The following is an 11,843-nucleotide window of genomic DNA, read 5'->3' as shown; positions in this document are numbered from 1 at the left end:
CCGCGGGTCTGGCCGGCGGTGATGACCGCGGCGGCCATGGGCGTGATCGGCATGGGCTCTGCCACCGGCTGGCGACGGCCGGGCATCGGCACCTGGGCCGCCACGGCGATGCGGGTCTGCGGACGGGCCGGCTCGGTGGCGCGGGCGATCAGCGGAGCCGTGCGGGCACCGGCATAGGCGCGCGGGAAGGTGGCCTCGACAAGCTGGTTCATGCGGGCGTCGCGGGCGCCGCCGGTGCGGCCACCCATGACGACGGCGACGATCTGGCGCTGGCCGCGGCGGGCGGAGGTCAGGAGGTTGAAGCCGGAGGCGCGGGTATAGCCGGTCTTGATGCCGTCCACGCCCTCGACGCGGCCGAGCAGCCGGTTGTGGTTGCGGTGGTTCACGCCGCGATAGGCGAAGGAATAGGTCTGGAAGTAGCGGTAGTAGGTCGGGAAGTGGTCCTGGATGGCGCGGCCGAGGGTGGCGAGGTCGCGGGCCGTGGTGACCTGGGTGGCGTCGGGCAGGCCGGAGGCGTTGCGGAAGGTGGTACGGCTCATGCCGAGCGACCGCGCCTTGCGGGTCATGAGCTGTCCGAAGGCCTCTTCCGAGCCGGAGATGTTCTCGGCGACCACGACGGCGACGTCGTTGGCCGACTTGGTGACGAGCGCGCGGATCGCCTCCTCGACGGTGATGGTGGAGCCGGCGCGCACGCCGATCTTCGACGGCGGCTGACGTGCCGCCTCGGCCGAGACGCGCAGCGGCGACTGTAGCGAGAAGCGGCCGGAATCGATCTGCTCGAACAGCAGGTAGAGGGTCATCACCTTGGTGACGGAGGCCGGGAAGCGGTGGGCGTCGGCCGCCTCGGCGTGGATCGTCTCGCCGGTCTTGGCGTCGATGACGATGGCCGAATAGGCGGGCGCATAACCGGCGTAGCGCCGCGGCCTCGCCTCCGCCTGGGTGGCGGCGGTCAGCGACAGAGTGGCGGCCATGCCAGCCGCCAGAAAGAAGGTCGTGCGGTTCCACACCGCCCGGCCGGCGCCGTTGATCGTCGCCATTTCCGCCACCCCTGAACTCTTTACGCGCGGGGCCGGGAGCCTTCTGGCGACCGGTCCGCAATCCTGTCCCTGGCGCACCGGGCAGAGCTGCGGTTCGATCGGTTCATCACAACCGGCGGTCCCTGGGGACCGCCGGCGACGCGACACCACAATCGGCGATACGCAGCCGTACTCGGCACTGCAGCCCCTGAAACCCAGCGGCCGTTGACAAGCACGGTAAGCGTTCGCGGTTGCCAGTTGGTTAAGCGGCGATTCGTCGTCGCAGATGGTTCGCCCGGACGGGCGAGGGCTCGTCCGTTCGGCCTATGTTGCAGTGCAAAAAGGTTAATTGACGCAGTGCAGCATCGGGGGTATCAGGACCCGGTGAGTGCGTGTGCTCGGCGACCCCGGCCGGGTGTTCCCATCGGTGGATCCATCGCGAGGAGTGCGGCCATGGCCCAGAATTTCGAAGACGTGCAGAAGCTCGGCAAGGACGGCCTCGACAACGCCGTCAAGGCGATGACGGCCCTGACCAAGGGCTACCAGGCGATCGCCGCCGAGATCGTCGACTACACCAAGAAGTCCTTCGAGGACGGCTCGGCCTCGATCGAGAAGATCGCTGCGGTGAAGAGCCTCGACAAGGCGATCGAGGTTCAGTCGGACTACGCCAAGACCGCCTACGAGGCGGCCGTGGCCCGCGCCACCAAGATCGGCGAGCTTTATACCGACCTCTTCAAGGAGGTCTTCAAGCCCTACGAAGCCGTGATGGCCAAGTTCACCCCGGCGAAGTGAGAGGCTCCGGCCCCGTCCGGATGCAACAGGCCCGGCGCCGTGCGCCGGGCCTTTTTTATGGCTGCGACGTCACTGCGTGAGCCGCAACTGCCCGATCTCGGCCGCGATGCGCTGGAAGACGGGCACGAGTTCCGAAGCGGCGCGGACGTCGTAGTACATCGAGGTCTCGCTCGCGCAGCGGCGCAGCAGGGCGGCGTCTCCGTTGATGACGCGGATCGTGTAGAGCCGGATGCCGTTGGCCTTGGTGTTGGTGCAGGCGAGCTCCGTGCGGGCGTCGATGGAGGTGCCGTTGGTGGTCCAGCGGTTCTGCGTGTTGTCGCCGTCGGTGAGCAGGATGATGATCCGCTCGAGATCCGGTTCCTGGACCAGCGTGCGGGCCGTGGTGAGCGGCTGATTGGCCGTCAGCATGTGGAGGCCCCAGACGAGGCCGATGGTCACGTTGGTGTTGCCGGCCGGGGACATGGCGTCGACCTTCGCCTTCAGCGCCGTCCAGTCGGTCGACAGCGGCATGATGCTGGTGAGGTTCGAGTTGGTGCAATTGCGCGCCGGGAACAGCGTGGCGGGCACGCCGGTGTTCGGCGTCGTGTCGGCGACGTCGTGGCTCTGGTCGCGGTCGGCGACGCAACCCGTCCAAGAGGAGGACGTGATGCTCGTCCCGGCATAGGTGAGCCAGCTCTCGTTCCTGTAGCTCGTGCCGAGGCGGACCTGGACGTCGAAGGGCACAATGCCGATCCGGACGGCGTCCGGCTTGTTGGACACGATCGCCATGGTATCGATCAGGTTCTTCGCGGCGGTCTTGAGCGCCGACATCTTGCCCGAACTCGACATGGAGCCGGTGTTGTCGAGGACGAGGACCAGCTCGATCTTCTTGGTGCGCCAGGTGGCGCCGGCGACGCCGCGGACGGTGAGATCGTTGGCGCTGAGGATGTTCGGCATGGCCGGGTTGATCTGCCCGGTGCCGCGGACCTGCACATTGGTGTTGTCCATGGTGGCGACGACCGTGACGTTGGTCATCTCCGACGGGTTGACGTTGCCCAGCACGAAGGCGCGCGCCGCGGCGCTCAAATCTGCGGGGGTCTTTCCGTCGGCGACGAGGCGGGCGACGAAGAGGGCGGCGGCGTCGAGGGCCGCCTGAAGGCGGGCTTGCTGCTGGCTCTGGCGGCTGAGGTCCACCGCCGCGCATATCATCATCATGATGGGATAGAGCGAGACGGCGAAGAGCACGGCGAGCGTGCCGCGTCGATCTCTCGTGAACCTCAGGATTTTGTTCCACATGGCGTGGCGACCCCCCAATCTGCGACCGCGGCCGAGATTACGGGGCACCAAATAAGCTTTTGGAATCGCACGCGATTCAATTGTTTTAGTGTTTGCCGCGCGACGTTGACCGGTCGTTAACCGAGAAAGGGCGGATTCGCGAGGCGGCCCAAGGGAACATGACCTTCCGCAAGGGGTCGCGTTAGGTGAGGAGACGCCTTGTCGCTTCCGTAACGTCATCCTGCCGCATCAAACTTTCTCCGACGAGCAGTGTCCTGATACCCACCTGTCGCAGCCTTGATACATCCGATGAGACAAAAATCCCGCTCTCGCCGACGACGATGCGGTCGCCCGGAATGCGGGGGGCGAGACGCTCCGCGGTCTCCAGCGTCACCTCGAAGGTGCGCAGGTTGCGGTTGTTGATGCCGATCAGCCGGGAGGGCAGGGCGAGGGCCCGGTCGAGCTCGGCCTCGTCGTGGACCTCGACCAGCGCATCCATGCCGTAGTCGGCCGCCGCGGCGACGAGGTCGGCCGCGAGGGCGTCGTCGACCGAGGCCATGATGACCAGGATGCAGTCCGCGCCCCACGCCCGCGCTTCGGCCACCTGGTAGGTGTCGTGCATGAAGTCCTTGCGCAGGGCCGGCAGGGAGCAGGCGTCGCGGGCCGCCGTCAGGAACTCCGGCGCGCCCTGGAAGGAGGGGGCGTCGGTCAGTACGGAGAGGCAGCTGGCGCCGCCCGCCTCGTAGGCGCGCGCGAGGGCCGGCGGGTCGAAATCGGCCCGGATGAGGCCCTTGGAGGGGCTCGCCTTCTTGATTTCGGCGATCAGCGCGGTGCGGCCTGCGGCGATGGCCCTGTCGATGCCGCCGGCGAACGGGCGAACGGGCGATGCCGCGCGCGCGGCTGCGTCGACCGCGGCGAAGGGGCGCTCGCGCTTGGCGGCGGCGATCTCCTCCAGCTTGTAGGCTTCGATTTTCCTGAGGATGTCGGCCATGGGATCACGCCGCGCCGGAGACGGCGACGAGCCGGTCGAGGGTTTTCGCCGCGGCGCCGGTGTCGAGGGCGGCGGTGGCCATGGCGAAGCCGTCGGGCAGGGTAGCGGCGCGGCCGGAGACGACGAGCGCGGCGGCCGCGTTGAGGGCTGAGACGTCGCGATAGGCGTTGCGGGCTCCCGTCAGCACCGCACGGAGCTGGGTGGCGTTGTGGGCGGCATCGCCCCCCTTCAGGTCGCCAGGCTGGCAGAGACCGAGGCCGACGTCCGAGGGCTGGACGGTGAAGCTGGTGATGCGTCCGCCCTTCAGCTCGGCGACGGCGCTGGGGCCGGTGCCGGTCACCTCGTCGAGCCCGTCGGAGCCGTGGACGACCCAGGCGTGGCTGGAGCCGAGATTGGCGAGCACCGCCGCCAGCGGGTCGACCCATTGGCCGGAGAAGACGCCGACCATCTGGCGCTTCACGCCGGCCGGGTTCGACAGCGGGCCGAGCAGGTTGAAGATGGTGCGGGTGCCGAGCTCCACGCGGGTGGGGCCGACATGCTTCATGGCGGGGTGGTGGGCCGGCGCGAACATGAAGCCGATGCCGGCCTCGCGGATGCAGCGCGAAATGCCGGCGGGGGAGAGGTCGATCTTGACGCCGAGGGCCATCAGGCAGTCTGCGGCACCCGACCGGGAGGAGAGGGCACGGTTGCCGTGCTTGGCGACGGGCACGCCCGCGCCCGCGACGATGAAGGCGGCGCACGTCGAGATGTTGAGCGAGTGGGAGGCATCGCCCCCGGTGCCCACCACGTCCACGGCGTCGGCCGGGGCCTCCACCCGCACCATCTTGGCGCGCATGGTCTCCACCGCCGCGGTGATCTCGTCGACGGTCTCCCCGCGCACGCGCAGGGCCATGAGGAAGCCGCCGATCTGCGACGGCGTCGCATTGCCCGACATGATCTGGTCGAAGGCGGAGGCCGCCTCCTCGCGCGTCAGCGGGGCGCCGGTCGCCGCCTTGGCGATCAGGGTCTTGAACTGGTCCATCAGCGGCGTCCCTGGCTGCGGTTCCAAGCGGCCGCGAGGTCGAGGAAGGTGGCGATCATGCGGTGCCCGTGCTCGGAGGCGATGCTCTCGGGGTGGAACTGCACGCCGTGCACGGGCCGCGATCGGTGCATCAGGCCCTGGACGACGCCGTCCTCGGACTCCGCGGTGATCTCGAGGTCATCCGGCCAGCCGGTGCGGTCGACGGTGAGCGAGTGGTAGCGCGTCGCCTGGAAGGGGCCGTTGATGCCGCGGAAGACGCTGCGGCCCTCGTGCGAAATGGTCGACATCTTGCCGTGCATGGGCCTCGGCGCCCGCACCACCTGGCCGCCGAAGACCTGACCCATGGCCTGGTGGCCGAGGCAGACGCCGAACATCGGGATGCGGTCGGAGGCTTTCGCGATGAGGTCGAGGCAGATGCCCGCCTCGTTCGGCGTGCAGGGGCCGGGGGAGAGCACGATGGCGTCGGGGTCGGCGGCGATCACGGCGTCGGCGGTCGTCTTGTCGTTGCGGACGACCTCCACCTCGGGCCTCGCGCCGCCGATCTCCTGGCCGCCGATATAGTGGACGAGGTTCCAGGTGAAGCTGTCGTAATTGTCGATGAGGGTGATCTTCACTGGCCCCTCCCGACCCGGGCCGCCGTCTTCACCGCCTCGTCGGCGGCATGGACGAGGGCCTTGGCCTTGTTGACGCACTCGGCCTGTTCCATGGCGTTGACGCTGTCGGCGACGATGCCGGCGCCGGCCTGGACGTACATCTGCCCGTCCTTCACCACGGCGGTGCGCAGCACGATGCAGGTGTCCATGGCGCCGGTTGCGGAGAAATAGCCGACGCAGCCGGCATAGAGGCCGCGCTTCTCCTTCTCCAGCTCGTCGATGATCTGCATGGCGCGCACCTTGGGCGCGCCGGAGACCGTGCCGGCCGGGAAGCCGGCGGCGAGGGCGTCGATCAGGTCGTGCTTCGGATCGAGCTCGCCCTCGACGTTCGAGACGATGTGCATGACGTGGGAATAATGCTCGAGGAAGAAGCGGTCGGTGACCTCCACCGTGCCGATCTTCGCGACGCGGCCGACGTCGTTGCGGCCGAGGTCGAGCAGCATGAGGTGCTCCGAGCGCTCCTTCGGGTCGGCGAGCAGCTCCTCGCCGAGGCGCTTGTCCTCTGCCGGCGTCGCCCCGCGCGGGCGGGTGCCGGCGATCGGCTTGATGGTGACTCGGCCGTCGCGCACGCGCACGAGGATCTCCGGCGAGGAGCCGGCGACCGAGAAGCCGTCGAAGGCCAGATAGTAGAGGAAAGGCGAGGGATTGACCCGCCGGAGCGCACGGTAGAGCGAGAAGGGCGGCAGGGTGAAGGGCGTCGAGAAGCGCTGGGACAGCACCACCTGGAAGATGTCGCCGGCGGCGATGTACTCCTTCGCCCGGTCGACCATGGCGGAGTAAGCGGCCTCCGAGGTGTTGGAGACGAGGCCCGCCATGATCTCGGCGTGGTCGGGCAGGGGCGTCTGCCGCTCCAGCGGTCCGTCGAGGGCGTCGATGACGGCGCCGAGCCGGTTCACCGCCTGGTCATAGGCCTGCTTCGCGCCCTGGCCGGGCTGCGGCCGCACCGGTGTCACGACGGTGATCTGGTCCTTCACGGCGTCGAAGACGAGGACGACGGTCGGGCGGATGAAGAGGGCATCGGCGAGGCCGAGGGGATCCGGCGGCACGTTCGGCAGATGCTCCATCTGCCGCACCATGTCGTAGCCGAGATAGCCGAAGACGCCCGCCGCCATGGGGGGCAGGGTATCGGGCACGGCGATGCGGCTGTCGGCGAGGAGCTTGCGCAGCTCGGCCAGCGGCGCGTCGGGCAGTGGCACGAAGGCGTTGCGGTCGGCCGCCGGGCGGCGGTTGATCTCCGCGACCTGGCCGCGGCAGCGCCAAATCAGGTCGGGCTCCATGCCGAGGATGGAGTAGCGGCCCTTGATGGCGCCGCCCTCGACGGATTCGAGCAGGAAGGCGTTGGTCTTCGACCCCGCGATCTTCAGATAGGCCGAGACCGGCGTCTCCAGATCCGACACCAGCGTCGTCCACACCACCTGGGGCTGACCCGCGGCGTGGAGGGGCTGGAAGGCCTCGAAGGCCGGCTCGATCTGCATGACATCCTCGTCGTCGCTGCCGGCTCAGCGGGTCTCGACCGTGCCGCCGACCGCCCGGTTGAGCAGGGTGCGGTTGACGGACGAGCCGAAGTCCCTCTGCAGGCGGGCGATATACTGGGCGAGGACATCGTCCTCGATGGACTGCGAGAGCTGGTCGCGGGTGCGCTGGTCGAGGGTCGCATCGGCCGGCAGCGCCACTTCCGTCGTCACGAAGACGATGCGGTCGATGCCGTCGACGGCGGGGGCATTGGCGCTCTGGCCTTTCGCCGTGGCGAACAGCATCTGGACTGCGCTCGCGCCCCAGACGCCGTCCGTGGCCGTGCGCTTGAGGGCAGGGTTGGTGCGCACCTCGACGCCGGCGGCCTGAGCGAGCTCGGCCAGCGTCTTGCCCTCGCGGAGCGCGGTGGCCATGACGTCGGCAGCCTTGCCGATGCGGATCTTCACCTCGTCCTCGCGCCAGCGGGCCTCGACCTGCGGGCGCACCTCGTCGAGGGTGCGGTCGCGGGCCGGCGTGACGGCGGCGACCTCGTACCAGACCCACAGGCCGCTCTCGCGGTTGTTGACCGGCTCGTTTTCGAGGCCGACCTCGGCGCGGAAGGCGGCGGGGAGGAAGTCGGAGGCGCCTGGCAGGTTCAGCTGTACCTCCGAGGGGTCGCGGCCCTGCACGTCCACCGCGTCCACGGAGTTGACCGTCAGGCCGACCCTGGAGGCGATGTCGGTGAGGGGCAGGCCGGAGGAGCGCTCCTTCTCGATGCGGTCATGCAGGTCGTTGACGGCGTTGCGGGCCATGGTCGTGGCGATGGTCATGCGCGCCTGTTCGGTCGCCTGGCCCTCGTTGAACGGCGCGACGGCGGTGACGCGCAGCAGCACCGTGCCGAAGCGGCCACGCACCGGCTCGCTGATCGCGCCCTCGGCGAGGGCGAAGGCGGCGTCGCGCACGGCGGGGTCGGCGACCTGGGCGCGCGACAGGTTGCCGATGGTGAGGTCGGCAGGGCTGACGTTGCGCTCCTTGGCGAGGTCGTCGAAGGAGAGCCCGCCCTTGAGCCGCTCTGCGGCCGCCTGGGCCTCCTCCGGCGTCGGGAAGGTCAGCTGCTGGATGGTGCGGCGTTCGTTCGTCTCGCGCAGCCGGGCGACCTCTTCCGCGACCTGCGCGTCAGGCACCTGCTGGAAGCCGGCCTGCTCCTGCGGCGACAGGGTGAGGACCACGAGCTTGCGGTATTCGGGGGCGCGGAAGCTCTGCTTGTTGGCGTCGAAATAGGCCTGCAGCGTCGCCGCGTCAGGGGCGGGGACGTCGCCGGCCTGGGCGGCGCCGAGCACCACGAACTGGGCCTGGCGCGTCTCGTTCTGGAAGCGCGTCATGGCGTCGATGAGCACCTGGGGCGTCCCCAGGCGGTCGGACACGGCGCCGGCGATCTGCTGGCGCACGGCGAGGCGGCGCTCCTGCTCGATGAAGCTCTGCTCGGTAAAGCCGTACTGGCGCAGGACCTCGGCGAAGGCGGTGCGGTCGAACTGGCCGGTGGGCCCGCGGAAGGCGGGGGTCGCGAGGATGCGGCTGCGGATCGTGTCGTCATCGACGCCGAGGCCGAGCTGACGGCCGCGCTCGTCCAGCGTCGCCTCGGTGACGAGCTGGTTGAGGACGCGCTGGTCGATGCCGAACTGGCGAGCCTGGTCGGGCGTGATGCCGCGGCCGACCATGCGGCCGAGGTTCTGCACCTCGCGGTTGTAGGCGTTCTGGAAGTTCTGCACCGAGATCTGTGTGCTGCCGACGCTGGCGACCGTCGTCGCCGTGCCGCCGCGGAAGATGTCGCCGATGCCCCAGACGGCGAAGGACAGCACGAGGATGCCCATGAGGGCGATCAGGATGAAGCGGGCGAAGCCCTTCTCGAAGGCGCTGCGAAGGCCGGTCAACATGCCGGTCGGGTCTCCTGAGGGCGGCAAACGGTGGCCGCGAGGGGCTGAAAAAGTCGGCGGAGCATAGTGACGGCGCCCCGGAGGGGCAAGCATGGCAGGTGGTACCCTCCCGCATGTTCTGCTAGGCACCCGCCCACCCCATCTTCAACCCATCCAAGGAGATCGTCATGGGCGTGCGTCCGCTCGTCGCCGGCAACTGGAAAATGAACGGCAGCCGCGCCGCGCTGAAGGAAATCGCGGCCATGGCCGAGGGCTACGACGCCGGCCTCAAGGCCAAGGTCGACCTGATGATCTGCCCGCCGGCGCCGCTCGCCTACCTTGCGGCGGTCGCGGCCATCGGCACGCGCATCGCCATCGGCGGCCAGGACTGCCACACCGAGGCCACCGGCGCCTTCACCGGCGAGGTCTCCGCCGAGATGCTGGCCGATTCCGGCGCCAGCGCCGTCATCGTCGGCCATTCCGAGCGGCGTCAGTACTTCAAGGAGACCGATGCGCTGGTCTGCGCCAAGGCCGCCGCCGCCAACCGGGCCGGGCTCACCGCCATCGTCTGCGTCGGCGAGACGCGCGAGGAGCGCGAGGCGGGCAAGGCGCTGGCCGTGGTCGGCCGGCAGGTGGCGCGCTCGGTCCCCGAGAATGCGAGCCCCGAGACGGTGATCGTCGCCTATGAGCCGGTCTGGGCCATCGGCACGGGCCTGACGCCGACGGCGGCGGACGTCGCCGAGGTCCATGCCCTCATCCGCAGGAAACTCGTCTCCCGCCACGGCAAGCAGGCCGCCGGCATCCGCATTCTCTACGGCGGCTCGGTGAAGCCCGCCAACGCGAAGGAGCTGATGTCGGTGGCGAATGTCGACGGCGCCCTCGTCGGCGGCGCGAGCCTCAAGGCGGCCGACTTCCTGGCGATCGCCGCCGCCTATCGCTGAGGACAGACGGGCATGACCACGGCCGGTGGCGGAAGCTTCAGGATCCTGCTCTGGATCGTCGCCGTCGGCTTCTTCATGCAGACGCTGGATTCCACCATCGTCAACACGGCCCTGCCGTCCATGGCGCGGGCGCTGGGCGAGAGCCCGCTCAGCATGCACTCGGTGGTGATCGCCTATTCGCTCACCATGGCCATGCTGATCCCGGCCTCGGGCTGGCTCGCCGACCGTTTCGGCAGCCGCAAGGTGTTCCTCGCCGCCATCGTGCTGTTCACGGCGGGCTCGGTCGCCTGCGCCGCCTCGACCTCGCTGACACAGCTCGTCCTGTCGCGGATCGTGCAGGGGGCGGGTGGCGCCATGCTGCTGCCGGTCGGCCGCCTCGTCGTGCTGCGCAACGTGCCGCGCGACCAGTTCCTGCCCGCCATGAGCTTCGTCGCCATTCCCGGCCTCATCGGCCCGCTGATCGGCCCGACGCTCGGCGGCTGGCTGGTGCAGGCGGCGTCCTGGCACTGGATCTTCCTCATCAACCTGCCTGTCGGCCTCGCCGGCGTCGTCCTCACCGCGATCTACATGCCGGATGGCCGCAACGAGGGTGTCGGGCGCTTCGACGTCGTCGGCTATCTCATGCTGTCCCTCGGCATGGTGGCGCTGTCCTTCTCGCTGGACGGCCTCACCGACTTCGGCTTCGAGCGGGCGACCGTGCTCGTGCTGCTCGTCTTCGCCTTCGCCCTCATCATCGGCTATTTCCTGCATGCGCGGCGGAAACCCGACCCGCTGTTTCCGCTGAGCCTCTTCCGCATCCCGACCTACACGGTCGGCCTCATCGGCAACCTCTTCGCCCGCATCGGGTCGGGCGCCATGCCCTTCCTCATCCCGCTGCTGCTGCAGGTGGGTCTCGCCCGCAGCCCGGCGGAGGCCGGCATGATGATGCTGCCCGTCGCCGCCATGGCGATGACGGCCAAGCGCGCCGTCACGCGACTTATCACCCGCTACGGCTATCGCCGGTTCCTGGTCGTCAACACGCTGGTGCTGGGCACGCTGCAGGCAAGCTTCGCCTTCATGCCGCTGCTGCCGCTGCCGGCGATGCTCGTCCTTCTCGGCTGCTACGGGGCGATCAACTCGTTCCAGTTCACGGCGATGAACACGGTGACCCTGCGCGATCTCGATCCGGCCGGGGCGGGGAGCGGCAACAGCCTGTTCTCGATGGTGCAGATGCTGTCCATGAGCCTCGGCGTGACCGTGGCGGGGGCGCTGCTCGCCACCTATACGGCGCATTTCGCCGCAGGCGCGCTCGGGTCCGCCGTGCCGGCGTTCCAGGCAACCTTCGTGACGATCGGCCTCATCACCACGGCCTCGGCCTGGATCTTCTGGCACCTCGATCCCGGCGTCACGGGCGGGGGCAGGGGGGTCGCTTCGGACGAGACTGGCTGAGGCCAGGCCGGCACCCCATATCCGCTCCGGCGCATCGGGGTAGGCAAGGCCGGCCCGATCGTGTAGAGACGCCCATTCTTCCAGCCAGGGACCGTCGCGCGGCCATGCAGTCCGTCATTCTCGTCGTCCACCTGATGATCGTGCTCGCGCTGATCGTCGTGGTCCTCCTCCAGCGCTCCGAAGGCGGCGGCCTCGGCATGGGCGGCGGCGGCAACTTCATGTCCTCCCGCGGCACGGCCAACGTGCTGACGCGGGCGACCGCGATCCTTGCGACCGGCTTCTTCCTGACCTCCATCACGCTTGCCCTGCTGGCGACCCAGGCGCGCGGCCCCCGCTCCCTGCTCGACCGGCCGGCGACGACGGCTCCCGCTGCGCCTGCGGC

Annotated in this window: 11 protein-coding genes; 4 read left to right on the top strand and 7 right to left on the bottom strand. The window is 69.4% G+C overall.

All coding sequences use genetic code 11. The features are described from left to right. A partial coding sequence (locus ACT6XY_RS20640) for a D-alanyl-D-alanine carboxypeptidase family protein (protein ID WP_444750188.1) occupies positions 1–971 on the bottom strand: 971 nt, incomplete at its 3' end. Positions 972–1,469: 498 nt separating this feature from the next. On the opposite strand from ACT6XY_RS20640, the gene ACT6XY_RS20635 reads away from it, so the two are divergent. Continuing rightward, positions 1,470–1,808 carry a phasin family protein gene (locus ACT6XY_RS20635; protein ID WP_444750187.1) on the top strand — a complete coding sequence of 113 codons (339 nt, stop codon included), beginning with the start codon at positions 1,470–1,472 and terminating at the stop codon, positions 1,806–1,808. Positions 1,809–1,877: 69 nt separating this feature from the next. Here ACT6XY_RS20635 and ACT6XY_RS20630 read toward each other — a convergent pair whose 3' ends face one another. The 6 genes from ACT6XY_RS20630 to ACT6XY_RS20605 form a co-directional block, all read right to left on the bottom strand. After that, a complete protein-coding gene (locus ACT6XY_RS20630) occupies positions 1,878–3,083 on the bottom strand; it encodes a vWA domain-containing protein (protein WP_444750186.1) in 1,206 nt (401 codons plus the stop codon). Between the two features lie 181 nt (positions 3,084–3,264). Then, entirely contained in the window at positions 3,265–4,053 is a 789-nt protein-coding gene (gene trpC, locus ACT6XY_RS20625) for an indole-3-glycerol phosphate synthase TrpC (protein ID WP_444750185.1), read from the bottom strand. Positions 4,054–4,057: 4 nt separating this feature from the next. Then, positions 4,058–5,074 carry an anthranilate phosphoribosyltransferase gene (trpD, locus tag ACT6XY_RS20620; protein ID WP_444750184.1) on the bottom strand — a complete coding sequence of 339 codons (1,017 nt, stop codon included), beginning with the start codon at positions 5,072–5,074 and terminating at the stop codon, positions 4,058–4,060. Beyond that, positions 5,074–5,688, bottom strand: a complete 615-nt coding sequence (locus tag ACT6XY_RS20615; RefSeq protein ID WP_444750183.1) for an anthranilate synthase component II — start codon at positions 5,686–5,688, stop codon at positions 5,074–5,076. Before ACT6XY_RS20615 ends, trpD begins: the two co-directional genes overlap by 1 nt. Then, positions 5,685–7,202: an anthranilate synthase component I gene (gene trpE / locus ACT6XY_RS20610; RefSeq protein WP_444750182.1), complete on the bottom strand. Its 1,518-nt coding sequence runs from the start codon at positions 7,200–7,202 to the stop codon at positions 5,685–5,687. The genes ACT6XY_RS20615 and trpE overlap by 4 nt, the downstream gene beginning before the upstream one ends. Before the next feature lie 24 nt (positions 7,203–7,226). Then, positions 7,227–9,113 carry a SurA N-terminal domain-containing protein gene (locus ACT6XY_RS20605; RefSeq protein WP_444750181.1) on the bottom strand — a complete coding sequence of 629 codons (1,887 nt, stop codon included), beginning with the start codon at positions 9,111–9,113 and terminating at the stop codon, positions 7,227–7,229. Positions 9,114–9,280: 167 nt separating this feature from the next. Here ACT6XY_RS20605 and tpiA point away from each other — a divergent pair, with 167 nt between their 5' ends. From tpiA to secG, 3 genes are all read left to right on the top strand, one after another. After that, positions 9,281–10,033, top strand: a complete 753-nt coding sequence (tpiA, locus tag ACT6XY_RS20600; protein ID WP_444750180.1) for a triose-phosphate isomerase — start codon at positions 9,281–9,283, stop codon at positions 10,031–10,033. 12 nt (positions 10,034–10,045) lie between these two features. Continuing rightward, positions 10,046–11,461, top strand: coding sequence for a multidrug transporter subunit MdtD (gene mdtD / locus ACT6XY_RS20595; RefSeq protein ID WP_444750179.1), 1,416 nt, complete (start codon positions 10,046–10,048; stop codon positions 11,459–11,461). Positions 11,462–11,565: 104 nt separating this feature from the next. Further along, the coding region (secG, locus tag ACT6XY_RS20590) for a preprotein translocase subunit SecG (RefSeq protein WP_444750178.1) at positions 11,566–11,843 on the top strand (278 nt) is incomplete at its 3' end.

The sequence above is a fragment of the Phreatobacter sp. genome (assembly GCF_052440005.1).
In the GTDB taxonomy this organism is placed as follows: domain Bacteria; phylum Pseudomonadota; class Alphaproteobacteria; order Rhizobiales; family Phreatobacteraceae; genus Phreatobacter.
This window is presented reverse-complemented; position numbering and strand designations above follow the sequence as displayed.